The sequence below is a fragment of the Streptomyces sp. NPDC031379 genome, from assembly GCF_055569615.1.
The window spans coordinates 49,819-72,314 of record NZ_JBVIIT010000008.1 but is presented as its reverse complement, the minus strand read 5'-3'; the positions used below and the strand labels follow the sequence as shown (position 1 = coordinate 72,314).

General features: G+C 73.1%; 21 protein-coding genes. 11 read left to right on the top strand and 10 right to left on the bottom strand.

Going from position 1 to position 22,496, the window contains the following annotated elements:
• The first annotated feature begins 28 nt into the window (after window positions 1-28).
• Together rpsI and glmM are read left to right on the top strand one after the other, a co-directional pair.
• Window positions 29-541, top strand: a complete 513-nt coding sequence (rpsI, locus tag ACZ5CW_RS13635) for a 30S ribosomal protein S9 (RefSeq protein ID WP_020941689.1) — start codon at window positions 29-31, stop codon at window positions 539-541.
• 175 nt (window positions 542-716) lie between these two features.
• Entirely contained in the window at window positions 717-2,075 is a 1,359-nt protein-coding gene (glmM, locus tag ACZ5CW_RS13630; RefSeq protein ID WP_468600726.1) for a phosphoglucosamine mutase, read from the top strand.
• Window positions 2,076-2,172: 97 nt separating this feature from the next.
• Here glmM and coaA read toward each other — a convergent pair whose 3' ends face one another.
• Window positions 2,173-3,141, bottom strand: coding sequence for a type I pantothenate kinase (gene coaA / locus ACZ5CW_RS13625; RefSeq protein ID WP_468601102.1), 969 nt, complete (start codon window positions 3,139-3,141; stop codon window positions 2,173-2,175).
• An 88-nt stretch (window positions 3,142-3,229) separates the two neighbouring features.
• Window positions 3,230-4,594, bottom strand: coding sequence for a hypothetical protein (locus ACZ5CW_RS13620; RefSeq protein WP_468600724.1), 1,365 nt, complete (start codon window positions 4,592-4,594; stop codon window positions 3,230-3,232).
• 131 nt (window positions 4,595-4,725) lie between these two features.
• Between ACZ5CW_RS13620 and glmS the strand changes: the two genes are divergently transcribed.
• The gene (gene glmS, locus ACZ5CW_RS13615) at window positions 4,726-6,573 is read left to right on the top strand and encodes a glutamine--fructose-6-phosphate transaminase (isomerizing) (RefSeq protein WP_468600722.1); all 1,848 of its coding nucleotides are present in this window, start codon (window positions 4,726-4,728) and stop codon (window positions 6,571-6,573) included.
• A 19-nt stretch (window positions 6,574-6,592) separates the two neighbouring features.
• Here glmS and ACZ5CW_RS13610 read toward each other — a convergent pair whose 3' ends face one another.
• Window positions 6,593-7,441, bottom strand: a complete 849-nt coding sequence (locus ACZ5CW_RS13610; RefSeq protein ID WP_468600720.1) for a helix-turn-helix transcriptional regulator — start codon at window positions 7,439-7,441, stop codon at window positions 6,593-6,595.
• A 149-nt stretch (window positions 7,442-7,590) separates the two neighbouring features.
• Between ACZ5CW_RS13610 and ACZ5CW_RS13605 the strand changes: the two genes are divergently transcribed.
• Window positions 7,591-8,352 carry an SDR family oxidoreductase gene (locus ACZ5CW_RS13605; protein WP_468600719.1) on the top strand — a complete coding sequence of 254 codons (762 nt, stop codon included), beginning with the start codon at window positions 7,591-7,593 and terminating at the stop codon, window positions 8,350-8,352.
• 24 nt (window positions 8,353-8,376) lie between these two features.
• Here the strand turns inward: ACZ5CW_RS13605 and ACZ5CW_RS13600 are convergent, their stop codons facing one another.
• Entirely contained in the window at window positions 8,377-8,823 is a 447-nt protein-coding gene (locus ACZ5CW_RS13600) for a hypothetical protein (RefSeq protein ID WP_468600717.1), read from the bottom strand.
• A gap of 228 nt (window positions 8,824-9,051) precedes the next feature.
• On the opposite strand from ACZ5CW_RS13600, the gene ACZ5CW_RS13595 reads away from it, so the two are divergent.
• The 3 genes from ACZ5CW_RS13595 (at window position 9,052) to ACZ5CW_RS13585 (ending at window position 12,129) form a co-directional block, all read left to right on the top strand.
• Window positions 9,052-10,560, top strand: a complete 1,509-nt coding sequence (locus ACZ5CW_RS13595) for an aromatic amino acid ammonia-lyase (protein WP_468600715.1) — start codon at window positions 9,052-9,054, stop codon at window positions 10,558-10,560.
• Entirely contained in the window at window positions 10,557-11,453 is an 897-nt protein-coding gene (locus ACZ5CW_RS13590) for a MurR/RpiR family transcriptional regulator (RefSeq protein WP_468600713.1), read from the top strand. Before ACZ5CW_RS13595 ends, ACZ5CW_RS13590 begins: the two co-directional genes overlap by 4 nt.
• 91 nt (window positions 11,454-11,544) lie before the next feature.
• Entirely contained in the window at window positions 11,545-12,129 is a 585-nt protein-coding gene (locus tag ACZ5CW_RS13585) for a hypothetical protein (RefSeq protein ID WP_468600711.1), read from the top strand.
• Here the strand turns inward: ACZ5CW_RS13585 and ACZ5CW_RS13580 are convergent, their stop codons facing one another.
• The 5 genes from ACZ5CW_RS13580 to ACZ5CW_RS13560 form a co-directional block, all read right to left on the bottom strand.
• On the bottom strand, window positions 12,130-12,504 hold the full coding sequence (locus ACZ5CW_RS13580) for a roadblock/LC7 domain-containing protein (protein ID WP_468600708.1): 375 nt from the start codon (window positions 12,502-12,504) through the stop codon (window positions 12,130-12,132).
• A gap of 10 nt (window positions 12,505-12,514) precedes the next feature.
• A complete protein-coding gene (locus ACZ5CW_RS13575) occupies window positions 12,515-13,018 on the bottom strand; it encodes a roadblock/LC7 domain-containing protein (protein WP_468600706.1) in 504 nt (167 codons plus the stop codon).
• A gap of 31 nt (window positions 13,019-13,049) precedes the next feature.
• Entirely contained in the window at window positions 13,050-13,850 is an 801-nt protein-coding gene (locus tag ACZ5CW_RS13570; RefSeq protein WP_468600705.1) for a transcriptional regulator, read from the bottom strand.
• Entirely contained in the window at window positions 13,847-14,230 is a 384-nt protein-coding gene (locus ACZ5CW_RS13565; RefSeq protein ID WP_468600703.1) for a hypothetical protein, read from the bottom strand. Before ACZ5CW_RS13565 ends, ACZ5CW_RS13570 begins: the two co-directional genes overlap by 4 nt.
• Window positions 14,231-14,409: 179 nt before the next feature.
• Window positions 14,410-15,795 carry a type III PLP-dependent enzyme domain-containing protein gene (locus tag ACZ5CW_RS13560; protein WP_468600701.1) on the bottom strand — a complete coding sequence of 462 codons (1,386 nt, stop codon included), beginning with the start codon at window positions 15,793-15,795 and terminating at the stop codon, window positions 14,410-14,412.
• A gap of 139 nt (window positions 15,796-15,934) precedes the next feature.
• On the opposite strand from ACZ5CW_RS13560, the gene hutU reads away from it, so the two are divergent.
• Genes hutU through hutI form a run of 4 tightly spaced genes read left to right on the top strand, consistent with a single transcriptional unit; the run spans window position 15,935 to window position 21,361 of the window.
• Window positions 15,935-17,599, top strand: a complete 1,665-nt coding sequence (gene hutU, locus ACZ5CW_RS13555; RefSeq protein ID WP_468600699.1) for a urocanate hydratase — start codon at window positions 15,935-15,937, stop codon at window positions 17,597-17,599.
• Window positions 17,596-18,813 (top strand): allantoate amidohydrolase, encoded by a 1,218-nt coding sequence (locus tag ACZ5CW_RS13550; protein WP_468600697.1) that lies wholly within the window; start codon window positions 17,596-17,598, stop codon window positions 18,811-18,813. The genes hutU and ACZ5CW_RS13550 overlap by 4 nt, the downstream gene beginning before the upstream one ends.
• Entirely contained in the window at window positions 18,804-20,147 is a 1,344-nt protein-coding gene (locus tag ACZ5CW_RS13545) for a formimidoylglutamate deiminase (RefSeq protein WP_468601100.1), read from the top strand. The genes ACZ5CW_RS13550 and ACZ5CW_RS13545 overlap by 10 nt, the downstream gene beginning before the upstream one ends.
• 38 nt (window positions 20,148-20,185) lie before the next feature.
• Entirely contained in the window at window positions 20,186-21,361 is a 1,176-nt protein-coding gene (hutI, locus tag ACZ5CW_RS13540) for an imidazolonepropionase (RefSeq protein ID WP_468600695.1), read from the top strand.
• A gap of 81 nt (window positions 21,362-21,442) precedes the next feature.
• On the opposite strand, the gene ACZ5CW_RS13535 is transcribed toward hutI, so the two are convergent.
• Complete coding sequence (locus tag ACZ5CW_RS13535) at window positions 21,443-22,411, bottom strand: DMT family transporter (protein ID WP_468600693.1); 969 nt, start codon at window positions 22,409-22,411, stop codon at window positions 21,443-21,445.
• Window positions 22,412-22,496 lie beyond the last annotated feature (85 nt).

Here is a 22,496-nt window from a genome sequence, read left to right as displayed (position 1 = left end):
TAAGACTGAACAGAATCTGAGGAGAATCGTGGCCGAGACCACTGCCGAGCAGCCGCTCGAAGAGCTTGACATCGACAGCTACACCACGGAGTCGGACGTCCCCGTCGAGGGCGAGTACACCTCCGAGTCCCTCGCGTCCCGCTTCGGTGAGCCCCAGCCGGCCGCCGGCCTGGGCCGCCGCAAGAACGCCATCGCCCGCGTCCGGATCGTCCCGGGCACCGGCAAGTGGAAGATCAACGGTCGCACCCTCGAGGACTACTTCCCGAACAAGGTGCACCAGCAGGAAGTCAACGAGCCCTTCAAGGTGCTCGAGCTGGAAGGCCGTTACGACGTCATCGCCCGCATCGCGGGTGGCGGTGTCTCCGGTCAGGCCGGTGCGCTCCGTCTCGGTGTCGCCCGTGCGCTGAACGAGGCCGACGTCGACAACAACCGCGGCCCGCTGAAGAAGGCCGGCTTCCTCAAGCGCGACGACCGTGCGGTCGAGCGCAAGAAGGCCGGTCTCAAGAAGGCCCGCAAGGCCCCGCAGTACAGCAAGCGCTAATCAGCAGCTGCCTGCTCGTACTCCGAACGCCCCGGCGGCACGCCACATGTGCCGTCGGGGCGTTCGTTTATCCCAGCCAAGGGCGTATAACGACACAAGACGCTCAAAGGCTTATGTGATCGGATGTTACGGCGCCTGCCATCATTCCCGGCAGCACGCTTCCTCTGGAGGACAAGTGGGACGACTCTTCGGCACGGACGGCGTGCGCGGTGTCGCCAACGCGGATCTGACGGCCGAGATGGCGCTCGGTCTCTCCGTCGCGGCGGCGCATGTGCTGGCCGAGGCGGGCACCTTCGAGGGCCACAGGCCGACGGCGGTGGTCGGACGGGACCCGCGCGCGTCCGGGGAGTTCCTGGAGGCGGCCGTGGTCGCGGGTCTGGCCAGCGCGGGCGTGGACGTGCTCACGGTCGGTGTGCTGCCGACGCCGGCGGTCGCGCACCTGACCGGCGCGCTCGGCGCCGACCTGGGTGTGATGCTCTCCGCCAGCCACAACGCCATGCCGGACAACGGCATCAAGTTCTTCGCCCGCGGCGGCCACAAACTCGCCGACGAGCTGGAGGACCGGATCGAGGCGGTCTACGAGTCGCACCGGCACGGTGAGCCCTGGGAGCGGCCGACGGGCGCCGGAGTCGGCCGGGTGCGGCCGTACGACGAGGGCTTCGAGCAGTACGTCGCCCACCTGCTGTCGGTGCTGCCCAACCGGCTCGACGGACTGAAGATCGTCCTGGACGAAGCGCACGGCGCGGCCTCGGGGGTCTCGCCGGAGGCGTTCTCCCGGGCGGGCGCCGAGGTCGTCACCATCGGTGCCGAGCCGACCGGGCTCAACATCAACGACGACTGCGGCTCGACCCACTTGGACAAGCTGAAGGCCGCCGTCGTCGAGCACGGTGCGCACTTCGGCGTCGCGCACGACGGGGACGCCGACCGGTGCCTGGCCGTGGACCACACCGGCGAGGAGATCGACGGCGACCAGATCCTCTCCGTGCTCGCGCTGGCGATGCGGGAGCACTCCGCGCTGCGCGCCGACACGGTGGTCGCCACGGTCATGTCCAACCTGGGCTTCAAGCTGGCGATGGAGCGTGCGGGCATCCGGCTGGTGCAGACCGCCGTCGGTGACCGGTACGTGCTGGAGGAGATGAAGGAGCACGGCTACGCCCTGGGCGGCGAGCAGTCCGGGCACGTGATCATCCTCGACCACGCGACGACCGGTGACGGCACGCTGACCGGGCTGCTGCTGGCCGCCCGGGTCGCGGAGACCGGCCGTAGCCTCCGGGAGCTGGCCTCCGTGATGGAGCGGCTGCCGCAGGTGCTGATCAATGTGCCGGACGTGGACAAGTCGCGGGTGCGTACGTCGGCCGACCTGGCCACTGCGGTCTGCGAGGCCGAGCGGGAGCTGGGGGAGACGGGCCGGGTGCTGCTGCGCCCGTCCGGTACGGAGCCGCTGGTGCGGGTCATGGTCGAGGCGGCCGACATCGATCAGGCGCGGTCGGTCGCCGGGCGGCTGGCCGACGCCGTGAAGTCGGCGTTGGGATAGGGCTTCCACGGGTTCGGGGCGCGGGGGACCGCGCGTTGCGGGCGACGGCTTTCGTCGTGGCCTGCCGCGCGGTTCCCCGCGCCCCTTTCCGGGAGCGCTACAGCTTGCGGAGACGCAGGCGCTGCACCTTGTGGTCCGGGCCCTTGCGGAGGATGAGGGTGGCGCGGCCGCGGGTGGGGGCGATGTTCTCGACCAGGTTGGGCTTGTTGATCGTCCGCCACAGGGTGCGGGCGTAGTCGAGGGCCTCCTCCTCGGAGACCTGGGTGTACTTGCGGAAGTACGAATTGGGGTTCTGGAAGGCCGTGTGGCGCAGCTTCTTGAACCGGTTGAGGTACCAGCGCTCGATGTCCTCGGCGCTCGCGTCGACGTACACGCTGAAGTCGAAGTAGTCGGCGAGACCGACCCGGGTGCGGCCGTCCTTGCCGGGCAGGGCGGGCTGGAGGACGTTCAGGCCCTCGACGATCAGGATGTCCGGGCGGCGGACGGTGAGCCGCTGGTCCGGGACGATGTCGTAGATCAGGTGGGAGTAGACGGGCGCCGTCACCTCGTCCTTGCCGGCCTTGATGCCGGCGACGAAGCGGGTGAGGGCCCGGCGGTCGTAGGACTCGGGGAATCCTTTCCGCGACATCAGGCCGCGGGCCTCCAGCTCCTTGGTGGGGAGCAGGAAGCCGTCCGTCGTGACCAGCTCCACGCGCGGGTGTTCGGGCCAGCGGGAGAGCAGGGCCTGCAGCAGGCGGGCCACGGTGGACTTGCCCACGGCCACCGAACCGGCGACCCCTATGACGAACGGGGTACCGGACTGGGAGCCCTTTTCACCGAGGAAGGTGTTCAGGGCCCCTCTCAGACCGTCCGTGGCGCCGACGTAGAGATTGAGGAGCCGGGACAGCGGGAGGTAGATGTCCCGCACCTCGTCCAGGTCGATGACGTCGCCGAGGCCGCGGAGCTTCTCCACCTCCTCGGCGGTGAGCGGCAGCGGCGTCTTGTCGCGCAGCGCGCTCCACTCGGCACGGGTGAGGTCGACGTAGGGAGTCGCCTCCGGCTTGTGCCGGTTGGCGCTCCGGGGCATCGAGGAGACCGGTGAGATCACAGTCCATTGTTAACGGAGTTTGAACGGGACGGCGGGTGGGGTCCGTCACGCCTCGGGTCCGGCGCCCTCACTCCGGTCGCACCAGCCTCCCCAGCCGCTCGGTGACGTACTCCTCGTGGTAGCCGAGGCGGGCGCCGAGGGCCTGGTGACGGGCGTACTGACCGTGCGTCACCGGCACATCGTGGGCGCCCAGCATCTGCAACAGGAGGCGGTAGCCCAGGTCAGGGTCCACGGAGGCCACCGTCGCCCGGAGCAGGTCCGTGATGTCGCCGGCTGCGCGGTCCAGGAGGGGGCCGGTCTCCCGGATCTCGCACAGCACCTGGTCCGAGAGGTCGGTCCGGGGCGCCGGCGGGGCCGGCGTGTACCCGGGGGCGACCTGCGCCAGACGCTCGGCGCACACCTCGGCGACCTCCCGCAGCCACTCCCGGCCGTCCAGGTCGAAATCGTCCACGCGGCGAGGCCCGACGGCGGCGATCCGCCACAGGACGACCTCCGCGTCGTCCGGGTCGTCCGCCCGCCGCCGCCGGGCCGAGGCCGTCTGCCACAGGGCGGTGACCGCCGCGTCGGACAGCGGTGAGTCCAGCAGGCGCCGGACGTCCTGGAGGAGGACGGCGGCCTGGGTGCCGGGGGCGAGGCCGGGGTCGTGGTGTGTGAGCGCGGAGACGTGGCCGCGCGGTGTGCGCGTGCCCTCGTACCGCCAGGCGTCGTGCTCCCCGTGGAACATCGCGGCGAGGAACGGCAGCCCGAACGCGGACGCGAAGTTCCGCAGGCCGGCGTCCAGGGGCGGCCAGCGGACCCGAAGGCCCTCGAAGACGGCGGCTCCGGGAAACGCGAGCCGGTCGCCGATGCGCAGCAGCCGGTCGTACCGCTCCTTGTCCACGGGTACGGCGGACGCCTTGAGGACGCGCAGCAGCAGCCGGAGGCCGAGATCCGCGTCGACGTCGCCGGTGATCCGCAGGAGCGCGGGGACGACCTGCGGGGGCACGACGGCGGCCAGTGCGGGAGCGGCGGACCGTATCTCGGAGCGGACCGTCGCGCGCAGCTCCTCCTCCGGCACCACGGGGCGTGTCTCGTCCAGGCACTCCCGCTCCGCCTCGGTCCGGGCCGGCGCGTAGGCCGGGCACGCCTCGGCCAGCAGGCGCAGCCAGGCGCGCGGGGCGATGCCGTGGCCGCAGGGGTCGAAGCGCCGCGCGGTGGCGGCGGACCACAGGGCGCGGAGCGCGTCGTCGGACAACGGGAAGTCCAGCAGGAGGCGTACGTCGGTGCCGAGCCGGTAGTCCTCGCCGTCGGTGGCGGCCCGCGCGGCGGACGCCAGTACGGACGGCGGGTCGGGCCGCGGTCCGGTGCCGGAACCCACACCGCCGGCGAGCCCGCTCAGCCCGAAGTCGTCCTCGAAATCGACGTAGTACACCGCACGGTGCCGCTCGCTCATCCGGACTCCCCCCGACCCGGCCCTCGCCGAGCGCCATTTGACCACGGGGGCCTTCGTACGACGGTGGGAATTTCCGATTTCGGGCAGGCGGAGGCCTGTTCGGGAGGTTCCCGAGCCGTAGGCTGCCGCTCATGTGCGGAATCGTGGGATACGTAGGGCCGCAGTCGGCGCTCGATGTCGTGATGGCCGGGCTCAAGCGGCTGGAGTACCGGGGGTACGACTCGGCGGGTGTCGCCGTGCTCGCGGACGGCGGACTGGCCGCCGCCAAGAAGGCCGGGAAGCTGGTCAACCTGGAGAAGGAGCTGGTCGAACGGCCGCTGCCGACGGGTTCGACGGGCATCGGGCACACGCGCTGGGCCACGCACGGCGGCCCCACGGACGCGAACGCGCACCCGCATCTGGACAACGCGGGCCGGGTCGCCGTGGTCCACAACGGCATCATCGAGAACTTCGCGGTGCTGCGGGCGGAGTTGGCCGAGCGGGGCCATGAGCTGACCTCCGAGACGGACACGGAGGTGGTCGCCCACCTGCTGGCCGAGGAGTTCTCGGCGACCGCCGACCTGGCGGAGGCGATGCGGCTGGTGTGCCGGCGGCTGGAGGGCGCGTTCACGCTGGTCGCGGCGCACGCCGACGATCCGGACGTGGTCGTCGGCGCGCGGCGGAACTCCCCGCTCGTGGTGGGCCTCGGAGAGGGCGAGGCGTTCCTCGCCTCCGACGTCGCCGCCTTCATCGCGCACACGCGCTCCGCGGTCGAGCTGGGCCAGGACCAGGTGGTGGAGCTGCGCCGCGACGGTGTCACGGTGACCGGCTTCGACGGCCGCCCGGCCGAGGTCCGTTCCTACCACGTGGACTGGGACGCCTCCGCCGCGGAGAAGGGGGGCTATGACTACTTCATGCTCAAGGAGATCGCCGAGCAGCCGAAGGCGGTCGCCGACACGCTGCTCGGGCGCATCGACCCGTCCGGCTCGCTGACCCTGGACGAGGTCCGCATCAGTCCCTCGGAGCTGCGCGAGGTCGACAAGGTCGTCATCGTCGCCTGCGGTACGGCCTTCCACGCCGGTCTGATCGCCAAGTACGCCATCGAGCACTGGACGCGCATCCCGTGCGAGGTGGAGCTGGCGAGCGAGTTCCGCTACCGGGACCCGATCCTGGACGGGCGCTCCCTCGTCATCGCCATCTCCCAGTCCGGCGAGACCATGGACACCCTGATGGCCCTCCGGCACGCGCGCGAGCAGGGCTCCAAGGTGCTGGCGATCTGCAACACCAACGGTTCGACGATCCCGCGCGAGTCGGACGCGGTGCTGTACACGCACGCCGGCCCCGAGGTCGCCGTCGCCTCCACGAAGGCGTTCCTGACCCAGCTGGTGGCCTGCTACCTGGTGGCCCTGTACCTGGGCCAGGTGCGGGGCACCAAGTGGGGCGACGAGATCCAGGCCGTCATCAGGGACCTGTCCCGGATCTCGGAGGAGGTCGAGCGGGTCCTGGAGACGATGGAGCCGGTACGGGCCCTGGCCCGCACCCTGGCCACCAAGGACACCGTGCTGTTCCTGGGCCGGCACGTGGGCTACCCGGTCGCCCTCGAAGGCGCCCTGAAGCTCAAGGAACTGGCCTACATGCACGCCGAGGGCTTCGCGGCGGGCGAGCTGAAGCACGGGCCGATCGCGCTGATCGAGGAGGACCTGCCGGTGGTGGTGGTCGTGCCGTCGCCGCGTGGCCGGTCCGTCCTGTACGACAAGATCGTCTCCAACATCCAGGAGATCCGGGCGCGCGGGGCGCGGACGATCGTCATCGCGGAGGAGGGGGACGAGGCGGTGGTCCCGTACGCCGACCATCTGATCCGCATCCCCGCCACGCCGACGCTGCTGCAGCCGCTGGTGGCCACGGTGCCGCTGCAGGTCTTCGCCTGCGAACTGGCCACCGCCCGGGGCAACGAGGTGGACCAGCCGCGCAACCTGGCGAAGTCCGTGACGGTGGAGTGAGGCCGGCGCCGGGCACCGCTCAGCGGGCGGTGCTCGACTCCCAACTGCCCAGCAGGGCGAGGCGTTCCGCGGTCTCCGAGCCCGGCTCCGGCGTGTACACCACGATGGTCTGCTCCGGGTCCGCGGGGACCGTCAGGGTCTCGTACGGCAGGGTCAGCAGGCCGGCCACCGGGTGCCGTACCTTCTTCACGCCGTACGCGCACTCCTTGACCTCGTGGTCCGCCCACAGTCGGCGGAAGTCCTCGCTCTTCAGCGACAGTTCGCCCACCAGCGCGCACAGGTCGGTGTCGTCGGCGTACCGGCCCGCGTTCAGGCGCAGGTGGGCCACCGTCTGGGCGGCCACCGCGGCCCAGTCGGGGTAGAGGTCCCGGCCCGCCGGGTCGAGGAAGACCTGCCGGGGGACGTTCCGCTCGGCCGGCGCCATGCGGCTGAAGCCGTTCACCGCGTCGCCGAGCGCGTTCCACGCCAGGACGTCCATGCGGCGGCCCAGGACGAACGCCGGGCTGCGCTCCATGCCGTCCAGCAGTATCCGGATGCCGGGGCGGACGCGGGCCGCGGGCGCCTGCCGCCCGCGGGTCCGGCGGGGCGGACGGGCGACCGTCCGCAGGTAGGCGTGCTCGGTCTCGTCCAGCCGCAGGACCCGCGCGACGGCGTCCAGGACGGCGTCGCTCACGCTCGCTCCGCGGCCCTGCTCCAGCCGGATGTAGTAGTCCACGCTCACCCCGGCGAGCTGGGCGACCTCCTCGCGGCGCAGGCCCGGCACGCGGCGCCGCCCGTGCGAGGGCAGCCCCACCTCCTCGGGCTGGATGCGAGCGCGGCGCGAGCGCAGGAAGTCGCCCACCTCTCCTTCCCGCCATTCCCCGTTCATGCCCCCGATCGTAGGGCAGCCGCGGCGCGCCAGCCTGGTACTGGCAGACCCAGGAAAAGCGCATCCCTGGGTACGGCCGCCGGACGCGGCGAGGCTGGGACAGCCGCCGGGGAGACGCCCCGGCGGGGCACGAACCAGGGGGAACACCCATGTCGTACGAGAACCTGTCCGGCCGTGTCGCCGTCGTCACCGGGGCCGCCAGCGGCATCGGCGAGGCCCTCGCCCTGCACCTCGCCGCGGAGGGCGCCCGCGTGGCGCTGTTCGCCCGGCGTGCGGACCGGCTGGAGGCCGTGGTGGCGAAGATCCGGGCCGAGGGCGGTCAGGCGCTCGCCGTGGCGGCCGACGTCACCGACGACGCGTCCGTCGAGGCCGCCCGGGATCTGGTCCACGAGACGTTCGGGGCCGTCGACCTCGTCGTCAACAACGCCGGTGTCATGCAGCCGAACCCGATCGACGAGGGGCGGCTCGACGAATGGCAGCGGATGCTCGACACCAACGTCGCCGGGGTGCTGCGCGTCATCCGTGCCTTCACCGCCGACCTGGTGGCCGCCGGCGCCGAGGGCCGCACCGCCGACCTGGTGAACGTCTCCTCCATCGGCGCCCACGTCCCCTTCCCCAACTACGCGGTGTACGGGGCGACCAAGGCGGCCGTCACCTATCTGTCGCAGTCCCTGCGCACCGAGTTCGGGCCGCGCGACGTGCGGGTCACCAACATCGAGCCGGGGCTGACCGAGACCGAGCTGAAGACGCACGTCGACAGCGCCGAACTGGCCGGGCAGCTGGACGGCATGTTCGAGGCGATCGGAGCGCTCGCGGCGGCGGAGGTCGCGGATGTCGTCGCCTACGCCGTCAGCCGGCCCCGGCACGTCAACCTCCGCCAGATCATGGTGCTGCCGACCCGGCAGGCCTGAACGCCTGCGGGGCGGACGGTCCGCTCAGCGGTCCTGGGCGGACCGGTCCCCGCGCCGGCCGGCGAGGAGTTCCGGGTTGAGCCGTACGGCCTGGACCGCGTTGACGCCGACGATGCCGACCCAGGCGGCCACCATCCCGGACAACCCGGCGAGGGCTCCGGCGATCGCGGACAGCGGGATCGCGAGGACCAGTGTGATCAGGGCGAAGCCGTACCGCTCGGCCCAGGAGTCGGCCGGTTTCGGGCGCCGGGACCCGCGGGCCGCCACCATCTGCTGCTCGGCCAGGTGCCGCCGCACCCGGCGGTCCACCACGTCGTCGATCCGCTGCTCGACCTTCTCCAGGAAGGAGTCCGCCAGCGCGGAGTCGTACTCCTCGCCCAGCTCCCTGCGTGCCCGTACGGTGGCGTCCAGGTCCTTCCTCAGGTCCAGGTCCTTCCTGAGGCCGACCTCGCCCGGGTCCGATGCGTTCATGCCGTCCACCCTAGGGAGCGGCCGTCCTGGTCCGCACTGGGGTTAGCCCCCTGTTCCGGCCGGGAGCCGGCCTCCCGAACCGGATCATGAGATGTCCCTTGCCCGGCTGCATAACGTCATGCAGAGTTCTTGGTGTCTGAATAGGTTGTCGATGCTCCGGCATGGATCCGAGGTGACCGATGACCGCGAGCAAGCAGGATGCCCGGGACCGAGGGGAGTTTGGGTGTGATGCCGTCTCGCATCATGGACGCGCCGGGGTCCGTGCGGTCCGCCACGGTCGTCCTCGACGGGGCCCGGCTCGGCGTCGAGGACGTCGTACGGCTCGCCGACGCGGCCGCCCTCCCGGTCCCGGAGGCCGATGCGATGCGGCGGGCGGAGGCGTCGTGGAACGCCGCCCGGCAGATCGCGGCCACCGGACGCGTCTACGGCCGTTCCACCGGCGTGGGCGCCAACCGGAACGAGGACGTGCCCACCGAGGCCGCCGCCGGACACGGACTGCGCCTGCTGCGCAGCCACGCCGGCGCCATAGGCGGGGAAGTCCCGGCCCGGCAGGTGCGCGCGATGCTCGCCGTCCGGGCCAACCAGGTGCTCGCCGGGGGTGCCGGACTGCGCCCCGGCGTGGTCACCGCCCTGTGCGAGGCCCTGGCGGCGGGCACCCACCCGGTCGTCAACGAGTTCGGCTCCGTCGGCACCGGCGACATCGCCGCGCTCGCCCAGGTCGGACTCGCGCTGGCCGGGGAACACCCGTGGCGGGGGACCGGCGCCCCCGAGCCGCAGCCCCTCGACAACAACGACGCCCTCGCTCTGATCAGCAGCAATGCCCTCACCCTCGGCCAGTCCGCACTGGCGCTGCACGAACTGCGCGGGCTGATCGGCGCCACCCAGGTCGTCGCGGCGCTGTCCCTGCTCGCCGTCGACGGCTCCCACGAGGCGTACGCCGCGCCCGTGCACCTGGCCCGCCCGCACCGGGGGAGCACCGAGGTGGCCCGGCGGATGCGGGAGCTGATCGGTGCCGCGGACCGGCCGACGCCACCACTGGGCCGGATCCAGGACCCGTACGGCTTCCGCTGCCTGCCCCAGATCCACGGCCCCGCGCACGACGCGGCCGACGCCCTGGAGCAGGTCCTGACCGTGGAGATCAACGCGGCGGCCGAGAACCCGCTCATCGCGCCGGAGGACCTGGCCGCCTACCACCACGGCGGTTTCTACCAGGCCCAGACCGCCCTCGCCCTGGACCACTTCCGGCTGGCGGTGACCCAGGTGGCCCGGCTGTCGACGTCCCGCCTGTCCACGCTCAACGAACCCGCCTACACCCGCCTGCGCCCCTTCCTCGCCGACCACGAGCCGGCCTCCTCCGGCGTGATGATCCTGGAGTACGCGGCCGGAGCGGCCCTCGGCGATCTGCGGGCCTTCTCGGCCCCCGCCTCGCTCGGCCACGCTGTACTCTCCCGGGGCGTCGAGGAACAGGCGAGTTTCGCCTCGCTCGCCGCGCGGCAGACCCTGCGCGCGTGCGGTGCGTACCGTCTGGTGGTCGGCTGTGAGCTGGTCGCCGCCGTCCGGGCGCTGCGCCAGCGCGATCTGCGGCCCGACCCGGGGCTGCCGGCCGGACGGGCGTTCGCGCTCGCCGATCCGGTTCTCGACGCCGACCCGGCCGACCGGCCGCTCACGGACGACGTGACGGCGGCGGCCGCACTGCTCGACCGGTTCACGGACATCTGGAGGGGGAGCACGTCATGAGCGTGGACAGGAGTACCGGTGCGGCGTCCGGCGGGCCGTCCGCCGGGCCGTCCGGGGTGACGGACAGTCCGGCCGGCCGGCTGCAGGCGCTCTTCGAGGGCCACCGGCTCACGCCGACCCAGCGCCGCATCGCGCACAGCATGGTGCGGCGGGCCGCCGACGTGCCCTTCCTGTCCAGCGTGGAGCTGGCCGAGCTGGCGGGCGTCAGCCAGCCGTCTGTGACCCGGTTCGCGGTCGCGCTCGGCTTCGACGGCTACCCGGCCCTGCGCAAGCACCTGCGCGAGGTCGTGCCCGCGGAACCGGCCGCCGAGACGGGCGCGTACAACGAGTACCAGCAGGCCGTCGAGGCCGAGATCGAGAACCTCAGGCACCTCGCCGAACTGCTCGCCGACCCCCGCCCGGTGCAGAAGGCCGGCCGGATCCTCGCCGCCTCCCGCCCGCTGCCGGTGCTCGGGCTGCGCGCCGCCGCCTCACAGGCGTACGGCTTCGCGTACTTCGCCGCCAAGGTCCACCCGGACGTCCGGCTGCTCAACGAGGGCGGCACGATGATCCAGGACCGCATCGACGCGGCCGTGCGCGCGGGCGCCACGGCCCTGCTGTGCTTCGCGCTGCCCCGGCACCCGCGCGAGGTCGTCGACACCCTCGCCTACGCCAAGGAGGCCGGCCTGACCGTCGTCACGGTCGCCGACTCCGCCTTCGCGCCGGTCGCCAGGCACTCCGACCTGCTGCTGCCCGCCGCCGTCGGCACCGGGCTCGCCTTCGACACCGCGTGCGCGCCGATGCTGCTGGGCCGGGTGCTGCTGGAGGCGCTCTGCGACGACCTGCCGGACGCCCAGGCCAGGCTGGAGGAGTTCGACGCGCACGCGGCCGCCCGGGGGCTGTTCGTGGAGTGACCTGCCGCGCTCTCAGATTCGTCTCACGTTGCGCCGCTAGCTTCTGCACGAGACACAGGCGCTTCGGAGAGACGTGACACGGGAGGCTGACGTGGCGCGCGGAGGACAGGGGCTGGCTCGGGTGGCCGTCGTCGTACGGGCGGGGGCCGCGCCGATGTGGTGGCTCGGGGTGTTCGCTGCGGGGATCGGTGTGCTGGTGCCGGGGGTGACCGGGCGCCGGATCGGGGTGATGGCCGGGGCCGTGCTGTTCCTCGTCGGCGCGGCCGCCGTGGCGCTGGCGCGCCGGGGCCGGTACGCCGCCCTCGCCCGCGGGGCGGCCCGCGCGGGCAAGTACGACGTGCTGCAGGACCGGGCGGTGACGATGCGCAACTGGCGCCGGGGGCACCGCTGGTGGTTGCTGTCGGCGTTCCTGGCCGCGCTCGGCGGCTCCCTCGCGGTGCCCGCGGCCGGCGGCATGCTGCTCGCCGGGATCGGCACCGGGCTCCGGCTGAAGGCCGCCTGGCTCGGCCGGCGCGAGCGGGCCGGGGAGACGCTGCTGTGGGTGCGTGTCGACTGGCTCGACAAGCGTGGTGGGCGCCCGGCGGGCAAGGCCGTCAAGGGCCTGCGGGGTACGGGCGTCGCGGCCGGCGACGCGGCCCCGGGCGGGGCCCGCCGCCGTACCGAGGCACTGGTCTGACTAGACCTCCAGATCCTCCTCGATCTTCCTCAGCTGGTGCCGGGCCATCGCCAGGTTGGCCCGGCTCGCGTCGAGGACCAGGTAGAGGAACAGGCCGTTGCCGCCGCGGCTGCTGAGCAGGCGGATCAGGTGGTACTGGTCCGACAGGGTGATCAGGATGTCCTCGATGCCGGCCTTGAGGCCCAGCATCTCCATCGTGCGCATCTTGGCGCGGATCACGTCGGTGTTGCCGGCGGCGGCCACGTTCAGGTCGAAGCTCTTGCTGCCGCCCATGGTGCCCAGCGCCATCCCGCTGGTGTAGTCGACGAGCGCGACGCCGGTGGCGCCCTCGATCGAGGTGAGGGCTTCCTTCAGTGCGGTCTCGGTGTTGGCCATGGTGGTCCTCTCAGCTGTCGGTTGCGGTGCGCGCTTCGGCGCTCGTGGTGCGGGTCGTACGGGTTCGGGTCGGGGGTGTGGTGCTGACGGCTCCCAGTGGCCGGCCGGCCGGGCGGGCGGCGCGGGCGGCGGCCTCGGCGGCGTCCAGCAGTTCCCCGAGGCGCGCGCCGGACCGGCGGCCCTCCAGGTGGAGCCGGCCGACGTTGACCCGGTCCTGGGCGAGCAGGGTCAGTACGGCGGTGCGGCCGGCCGCGTAGGTGGCGACGTAGCCGCGCTCGCCGCGCACCAGCAGCTCGCGGAAGCCGCCGTGTCCGGTGGCGTCGGAGACCCGTACGGCGACGCCGAGCGCGGCGGCGGTGAGCGCCGACAGGCCCTCCGGGTCGACCCCGGGGGTGTCGTGGGCGACGACGAGACCGTCGACGCCGGCCGCGAGGGCGCCGGTGAGCTGGGGTACCCGGCTGCGCAGCCGGTGCAGCTCGTCCAGGACGGTCTGCCGGTCCTCCTCGGACACCATCAGCTCTCTCCTCTCGGCGGGGCGGTGCCGTTCAAAGCGCCTCCAGCGCATCCCTGAGCCTCTTCAGCAGCGCGATGTCGGGGTCGGTGACCGGGGGTGGGGGCGGCGGGGCCGGTTCCGCGGGCACCGGTGTCCACGGGGTGACGTGGCCGGCCGCCGCGAGCCGGCGCACGTCGACGAGCGTGTGGAAGGCCTGCCGGCCCAGGTTCCGGGCGATCTCGACGGCCGTGCGGACACCGTCCACGCGGTCCAGGACCGCCCGCTGCCGGTGCGTGACCGGCGCGGCCGTCACCGGGTCCGCGCGGATCAGCGGGGCACTGTCGGCGGCCGGGTCGGGCCACAGCCGGTGCAGCAGCAGGCGCCGGCGCAGTGTCTCGCGTTCCAGCGCGACGACCGGGACCGAGGGCAGCGGGCCGATCCGGGGCGTGTTGTCGTAGCGGAACCGGCCCGGGGCGCTGCTCTGCGCCAGCGCGAAGTACCCGGCGTCGTACAGCGCGTCCAGGTGGCACAGCTCCAGCGCGCCCGCGGGCAGCAGACCGCTGTCCAGCAGGAGTTCGGCCGCCTTCAGCGGACCCGCGGTCTCGGCGGCCGCCCGCTGCCAGGCGGCGGTCGCGAGGGTGCCGTGGGCCGTGAGGAGCACGTCGAGACCGGGGGCGAGGGGGCTCTCGGCGTGCACCACCCGGCCCTCGGCGAGGTACAGGGTGCCGTGCTCGCGGAGCAGGACCCCGGTGGCCCGCTCCTCGGCGAGCCGGGTCAGCATCGGGGACAGGGCGCGGCCTGCCGCCTTGTCCCGCACCGGCAGGGGCGGCGGGGGTGTCCGGACCATGGTCATCCCAGCACCAGCCGGGCGGCCATCTCGCCGAGCCGGATGCGGGCGAGGGCGAGGTTGCCCTCCTCGCGGCCGAGCCACAGGTGCAGGAACAGGCTGCTGTCGAAGGACGTGTCCAGGAACCGCAGCAGGTGGTAGCTGTCGCGGTTGCTGACGATCACGTCCTCGATGGGCGGGTGCTCGTCCCCGTGGGACGCGAAGGCACCGTGCTCGGCTGCCATCCGGGCCAGTTCGGCGGCCTCGGCGGCGGTCGTCTCGTGATCGCCGCCAGGGGCCTCCCCGACCGTGCCGAGCGCCAGTCCGCTCGTCCAGTCCACCAGTGCGGCTCCCCGGGCACCCGGTAACCGCATCGCTTCCAGCAGGCACTCGTCGATTCCGGGCACCGTGGCTCCCCTCCCGCCTGGGACTCCGGCTGAGTGACAGCGACACTACGCAACGTGTGTGCGGGAGGTGAGGCCTTTGGCATTTTCCGGTGGAACATGCAGCCGGCGTACTAGAGTGGGTCAACTGACGTGTGTTTCAGGCCGGTTGATCCATTTGTTCGAGCGGAGCCGGGGGTGCGTCAACGGCTCCCGGGTGCGCGCAGGGTGGTGAGCGCCGACGCGTGCGCCCCGCCGGACTCCGTCACCACCTCGGCGATCGTCTGCGGTTCCCGTACGGTCGCGAAGGCGATGCCGCCCGAGCCGTCCGGCGCGAAGCCGTAGATGCCGGGGCGGACCAGGGAGTTGTAGGCGTAGTGGTGGGCGAAGCCGTACGCGCCCGTGTCGAGCGCCGCCGCGTGGTCACCCTGCTCCAGCAGGGGCAGCGAGCGGCCCTCGGCCAGCAGGTCGCCCGAGAAGCAGGCCGGTCCGGCCACGTCCTGCACCACCCGAGGCCCCGCCTTGGGGCGCCCCTTGGCGTCGTACGCGGCGATCCTCAGGGGCCACGTCCCCGGTACGTACACCGTCCGCGTCGCCACCTGCACACCCGCGTGCGTCACCGCGATCCGCCGCCCGCCCGCGCTCTTGGCGTACTCCACCCGGGCCACCAGCGTCCCGTGCTTGGCCAGCAGCGACCGCCCGAACTCGGTCACCAGCCCGTACCGCCCGGCGAACAGTCCCGGCACCTCCTCGGCCAGCAGCCGCGCGAACTGCGCGTACGACGGTGTCGCGTCCTCGGAGGCGAAGTTCACCGGCAGTCCGCCGCCGATGTCGAGCGTGTCGATCTGGTGGCGCCCGGCGCGCGCGTTGATCTCCTCCGCGAGCGCGTACGTCTCCGCCACCCCCCGCGCCATCAGCGACAGCGGGATGCCCTGCGAGCCGGTGTGCGCGTGCAGCCGGGTCAGCCACGGCCGGTCCAGGTACGTCCGTACGACCCACTCGCGCGCCCCCTCGTCGCGCAGTGCCACCCCGAACTTCGACGTCTCCGTCGCCGTGGAGGTCGCCCCGATCGTGCCGCCGCCGACCTGCGGATTGATCCGGATGCCGAGCGGCGACCGGCTGGGCGCGGACCGTACCAGGGCGTCCAGCCGGTCCAGCTCCTGCGGATTGTCGGCGTTCACGGCGATGCCGAGCGCCAGTGCCTCGCGCAGCTCCGCCGGCGTCTTGGCGGGCGAGTCCAGCACCGTCCGGGCGGGCGGCACCCCGGCCGCCCGGGCCAGCGCCAGTTCCCCGGGGCTCGCCACCTCCGCGCCGATGCCCGCCTCGCGCAGCAGCCGCAGCACCGGCACCAGCGGGGTCGCCTTCACCGCGAAGGCGTGCAGGACCGGCGTCCCGGGCGCCGTGACCGCGTCGAACGCCGCGCGCAGGGCCGCCGCCGACTCCCGGATGCCGGTGACGTCGAGCAGGCCCACCACGGCCGCGTCCGGCCCCAGCAGCCCCTGCTCGACCGCCGCGCGTACCGCCTCGTCCCGCCGTCCGGCGCGCCGGCGGGCCTCGGTCTCGATGTCGTGCTCGCGCTCGTGCTCCACGGCTTCCCCGTCCTGTCGCGGTGACCGGTGCTTCCAGCCAAACACCCCTCGCACGCGGACGGCGCCGCCCGGATCTATTGACTAGCTCTATTCAGGGAGACAGGATGTGAATAGACATAGCAACAGGAGGAGGCAGACGATGTCGGGACCCCGCCCCGTACGAGCACCGCGCGGCACGGAACTGAGCACCCTGGGATGGCAGCAGGAAGCCGCCCTGCGGATGCTGCAGAACAACCTCGACCCCGAGGTCGCCGAGCACCCCGACAAGCTCGTCGTCTACGGCGGCACCGGCAAGGCCGCCCGCGACTGGCGCTCCTTCGACGCGATGGTCCGCACGCTGCGCACCCTCAAGCAGGACGAGACCATGCTGGTCCAGTCCGGCCGCCCGGTCGGCGTGATGCAGACCCACGAGTGGGCCCCGCGCGTCCTCATCGCCAACTCCAACCTCGTCGGCGACTGGGCCAACTGGGAGGAGTTCCGCCGTCTGGAGGCCCTCGGCCTGACCATGTACGGCCAGATGACCGCCGGCTCCTGGATCTACATCGGCACCCAGGGCATCCTCCAGGGCACCTACGAGACCTTCGCCGCCGTCGCCGCGAAGAAGTTCGACGGCACCCTGGCCGGCACGATCACCCTCACCGCCGGCCTCGGCGGCATGGGCGGCGCCCAGCCCCTCGCCGTCACCATGAACGACGGCGTCGCCATCTGCATCGACTGCGACCCGCGCGCCATCGAGCGCCGCATCGAGCACCGGTACCTGGACGTCAGGGCCGACAACCTCGACCACGCGCTCCAGCTGGCCACCGAGGCCCGCGACCAGCGCAAGCCGCTGTCCATCGGCGTCCTCGGCAACGCGGCCGAGCTGGTCCCGCAGCTGCTCGCGATGAACGCGCCGATCGACATCGTCACCGACCAGACCTCCGCCCACGACCCGCTGGCCTACCTCCCCGTCGGCATCGCCTTCGAGGACATGGCCGACGCCGCCGCCAAGGACCCGGCCGGCTTCACCACGCGTGCGCGCGAGTCCATGGCGAAGCACGTGGAGGCCATGGTCGGCTTCATGGACGCCGGCGCCGAGGTCTTCGACTACGGCAACTCCATCCGCGGCGAGGCCCAGCTGGCCGGGTACGACCGCGCGTTCGCCTTCCCCGGCTTCGTCCCCGCGTACATCCGTCCCCTCTTCTGCGAGGGCAAGGGCCCCTTCCGCTGGGCCGCCCTGTCCGGCGACCCCGCCGACATCGCCAAGACCGACAAGGCGATCCTCGACCTCTTCCCGGAGAACGAGTCCCTGGCCCGCTGGATCAAGATGGCCGGCGAGCGCGTCCACTTCCAGGGCCTGCCCGCGCGGATCTGCTGGCTCGGCTACGGCGAGCGCGACAAGGCCGGCGAGCGTTTCAACGACATGGTCGCCTCCGGAGAGCTGGCGGCCCCGCTGGCCATCGGCCGCGACCACCTCGACTGCGGCTCCGTCGCCTCCCCCTACCGGGAGACCGAGGCCATGCTCGACGGCTCCGACGCGATCGCCGACTGGCCGCTGCTGAACGCCATGGTCAACGTGGCCTCGGGCGCGTCCTGGGTGTCCCTCCACCACGGCGGCGGTGTGGGTATGGGACGGTCCATCCACGCCGGGCAGGTGACGGTGGCCGACGGCACGAAGCTCGGCGGCGAGAAGATCCGGCGCGTGCTCACCAACGACCCCGGCATGGGCGTCATCCGGCACGTGGACGCCGGGTACGACATCGCGGAGTCGGTGGCCGGGGAGCGGGGCGTGCGGGTGCCCATGCGCGAGGGTGACCAGGCGTGAGCTTCCACAGCATGTGGGCGGAGCTGCTGCCGATCGGCCGCAGCTCCGCCTCCGGCGGCTACCGGCGCCACGCCTGGACGGGCGCCGACGCCGACTGCCGGGCCTGGTTCAGGGAGCAGGCCGAGGCACGCGGACTGTCGTACGAGGTCGACCGGAACGGGAACCAGTGGGCCTGGCTCGGGGACCCGGCCGCCGGGGACGCCGTCGTCACCGGGTCGCATCTGGACTCGGTGCCCGACGGCGGCGCCTTCGACGGGCCCCTCGGGGTCGTGTCCTCCTTCGCCGCCCTGGACGAACTGCGCGGGAGGGGAGCGCGGTTCGCCAAGCCCCTGGCCATCGTCAACTTCGGTGACGAGGAGGGTGCCCGGTTCGGGCTCGCCTGTGTCGGCTCCCGGCTCACCGCGGGGCAGCTGACCGTCGAGCAGGCCCACCGGCTCACCGACGGCGAGGGGATCACGCTGCCGCAGGCCATGGCGGCCGCCGGATACGACCCCGACGCCATCGGGCCCGACCCCGAGCGGCTGGGCCGGATCGGCGCCTTCGTGGAGCTGCACGTCGAGCAGGGCCGCGCGCTGGACCTGTCCGGCGACCGCGTCGGCATCGCGTCCGCCATCTGGCCGCACGGCCGCTGGCGGTTCGACTTCCGGGGCGAGGCCAACCACGCCGGCACCACCCGGCTGGGCGACCGCCGCGACCCGATGCTGTCGTACGCCGAAACCGTCCTCGCCGCCCGCCGCGAGGCCGAACTCGCCGGTGCCGTCGCCACCTTCGGCAAGATCGCCGTCGAGCCCAACGGGGTCAACGCGATCCCCTCGCTGGTGCGCGGCTGGCTCGACTCCCGCGCCGCCGACCAGGAGACCCTGGACACGGTGGTCGGCGGCATCGAGAAGGCGGCCCGGGAGTACGCGGACGCCCACGGCCTCGACCTGGACGTCGTCCGGGAGTCCTTTACTCCGGTCGTGGAGTTCGACCACGCCCTGCGCGACGAACTCGGCCGCATCCTGGGCAAGGACACCGGTCTGACGGTGCCCGTCCTCGGGACCGGCGCCGGACACGACGCCGGAATCCTCTCCGGGAGCATCCCGACCGCCATGCTGTTCGTACGCAACCCCACCGGCGTCTCGCACTCCCCGGCCGAGTTCGCGGCCGAGGACGACTGCGTGGCCGGGGTGAGCGCGCTCGCCGACGTACTGGAAGGGCTGGCCTGCAGGTGACGACGCGGACCTACTGGTTGGAGCACGCCTGGCTCGGCACGAACGTCGAGCCGGGGGTGACGGTGCAGGTCGCGGACGGGCGGATCGAAGCCGTCCGCACGGACGTGCCCACCCCGCCGCCCGGTGCCGAGATCCTGCGCGGGCTCACCCTCCCCGGCCTGGCGAACGCCCACAGCCACGCCTTCCACCGGGCGCTGCGCGGCACCGTCCAGGTCGGCTCCGGGACCTTCTGGACCTGGCGCGAGGTGATGTACTCCGTCGCCGATCACCTGACCCCGGAGACCTACCACGCCCTCGCCCGCGCGGTGTACGCCGAGATGGCGCTGGCCGGCGTCACCTGCGTCGGTGAGTTCCACTACGTGCACCACGCACCCGGCGGCACCCCCTACGCCGACCCCAACGCGATGGGCGAGGCGCTGATCGCGGCCGCCGCCGAGGCCGGCATCCGGATCACCCTCCTCGACACCTGTTACCTCTCCTCCGGCTTCGGCGAGGCACCCGACCCCCATCAGCTGCGGTTCTCCGACGGCAGCGCACAGGCCTGGGCCGAACGCTGTGCGGTTCTCAAGGAACGGGACCACGCACGGATCGGCGCGGCGATCCACTCCGTACGGGCCGTGCCCGCGCGGCAGCTGGCGACCGTGGCGGAATGGGCCGAGGAGCGGCGGGCCCCGCTGCACGTGCACCTGTCGGAGCAGACCGCGGAGAACGACGCGTGCCTCGCCGCGCACGGCTGCACGCCCACCCGGCTCCTCGCCGACCACGGCGTCCTCGGGCCGCGCACCACCGGTGTGCACAACACCCACCTCACCGACGAGGACATCGCCCTGCTCGGCGGGTCGGGCACCGGCACCTGCATGTGCCCGACGACCGAGCGCGACCTGGCCGACGGGATCGGTCCGGCCGTCGCCCTGCAACGGGCGGGCTCCCCGCTCTCCCTCGGCTCCGACAGCCACGCCGTCATCGACCTGCTCGAAGAGGCGCGTGCCATGGAGCTGAACGAGCGGCTGCGCACCCGCACCCGGGGCCACTGGACGGCCCCGGCCCTGCTGCGCGCGGCTTCGGCGGACGGTCACGCGGCCCTGGGCTGGGAGGACGCGGGCACCCTGGAACCGGGGGCGCTCGCCGACTTCACGACCGTCGCCCTCGACTCCGTCAGGACAGCGGGACCGGTGCCGCGACTGGGTGCCGAGACCGCCGTATTCGCCGCCTCCGCCGCGGACGTACGGCACACGATCGTCGGCGGCCGGCAGGTCGTGCGGGACGGGGCGCACACGCTCGTGCCGGACGTGCCCGCCGCGCTGGCGGACGCGATCGAAGCACTGCGCGGCTGAAGCCCGCCGACCCCCACCCGGCCACCTCTGAGGACACCATGAGCAGCAGCACGGTCATCACCAACATCGCCACGCTGGTCACCAACGACCCCTCCCTCGGTGACGGTTCCCCCCTCGGCCTGATCCAGGACGCGGCCGTCGTCATCGACGGCGACCGCGTCGCGTGGACCGGTGAATCCAGCAAAGCACCCGCCACCGACAACCGGATCGACGCGGGCGGCCGGGCGGTGCTGCCCGGCTTCGTGGACTCCCACTCGCACCTGGTGTTCGCCGGCGACCGCACCCAGGAGTTCAACGCCCGCATGTCCGGCCGCTCCTACACGGCGGGCGGCATCCGCACCACGGTCGCGGCCACCCGCGCCGCGACCGACGCGGAACTGGAGGCCAACCTCACCCACTACCTGGCGGAGGCCCTCCGCCAGGGCACCACCACCCTCGAGACCAAGTCGGGCTACGGCCTCACCGTCGAGGACGAGTCCCGCGCCCTGCGCATCGCCGCCGAGCACACCGACGAGGTGACCTACCTCGGCGCCCACATCGTCTCCCCGGACTACGCCGACGACCCGGCGGCCTATGTCGCCCTGGTCACCGGCGAGATGCTGGACGCCTGCGCGCCGCACGCCCGCTGGATCGACGTGTTCTGCGAGAAGGGCGCCTTCGACGGCGACCAGGCCCGCGCGATCCTCACCGCCGGCAAGGCGAGGGGCCTGCATCCGCGCGTCCACGCCAACCAACTCTCCTACGGCCCCGGCGTCCAGCTGGCCGTCGAGCTGGACGCCGCCAGCGCCGACCACTGCACGCACCTCACGGACGCGGACGTCGACGCCCTCGCGCACAGCGACACGGTCGCCACCCTGCTGCCCGGCGCCGAGTTCTCCACCCGTGCCGAGTGGCCGGACGCGCGCCGGCTGCTGGACGCGGGCGTCACGGTCGCCCTGTCCACGGACTGCAATCCGGGCTCGTCCTTCACCTCCTCCGTGCCCTTCTGCATCGCCCTGGCGGTCCGCGACATGCGGATGACCCCCGACGAGGCGGTCTGGTCGGCCACGGCGGGCGGCGCGGCGGCCCTGCGCCGCACGGACGTCGGCCGCCTCACCCCCGGCGCCCGGGCCGACCTGACCGTCCTGGACGCCCCCAGCCATGTCCACCTGGCCTACCGGCCGGGCGTACCGCTGGTCAGCGGGGTGTGGCGCGGCGGCGTACGCATGGTCTGAGCGGGCGTCGGACCAGCTGTCCGCGCCGTACGGCTGGGGTGGCCGGGCGACGACTGTCCACGGCGGAAGTCAGGGGCCTTCTCAGGACGTCGCCGCCCCCTCGGGAACGGCCGCTCCGTCCGCCACCGCCGCCTTCCGCGCGACGGTGTCCCGCCCGCGGTCCGCCACCGACCGCCCCCAGGCCGTACCGGCGAGCACCAGCAGCGCGCCGAACAGGCCCGGCCATCCCGGCCGGTCGCCGCCCACGGCGATGCCCACCGCCGCCGCCCACACCGGCTCCGTGCCGAGCAGCAGGCTCACCCGGGACGGAGAGGTGCGGCGGACCGCCCACATCTGCACGAAGAACGCGAACAGCGTGCAGAAGGCGGACAGGTACAGCAGCCCCAGCCAGTCCCCGGAGCCGAAGCCGGCCGCGGCCGCCCACGGCGAGGCACCGGTGCCCGGCACCGCCGCCAGCACGGCGAACACGACGACCGCCCCGCCCAGCTGGACCGTGGTCAGGGACAGCGCGTCCGCGTCGCGCACCGACTCCATGCGGGACATGGCGAGGACGTGCACCGTACGGGCGACGGCGGCCGCCAGCATCAGCAGATCGCCCACGGTCGGGGCGCTGAACCCGGCGCCCTGGGTGAGCAGCGCCACGCCGAGCACCGAGAGACCGGCGGCCGCCATGAAGGATCCGGGCAGCCGGGTGCCGCGCACCCGGCTCTCGGCCAGCGGTGTGAACACCATGGTCAGGCTGACGATCAGCCCGGCGTTCGTCGCCGAGGTGTGCACCACGCCGTACGTCTCCAGCAGGAAGATCCCGGCGAGGATCAGCCCCAGCAGCCCGGCGCCGCGTATCTGGACGGCGTTCAGTGCCCGCAGCCGCCGCCATCCCGCTGCGACCAGCACCGGCAGTGCCACGGCGAACCGCAGCACCAGCACGGCCGTCACGGTCCCTGCCGTGGTGACGCCCTTGGCGGCCAGATAGCTGGAGCCCCACACCACCGCGACCAGCAGGACGGGCAGATCGGCCGACCGGCCGACGCGGGCCGCGGTGACGCTCATGGGCACTCCTCGGGAGGCGGTCGTCGCCCGGCAGCAGGTCAGCGGGCTCGGACAGCGTAAGCGTGGGCCGGCGGCCGCCCGAGGC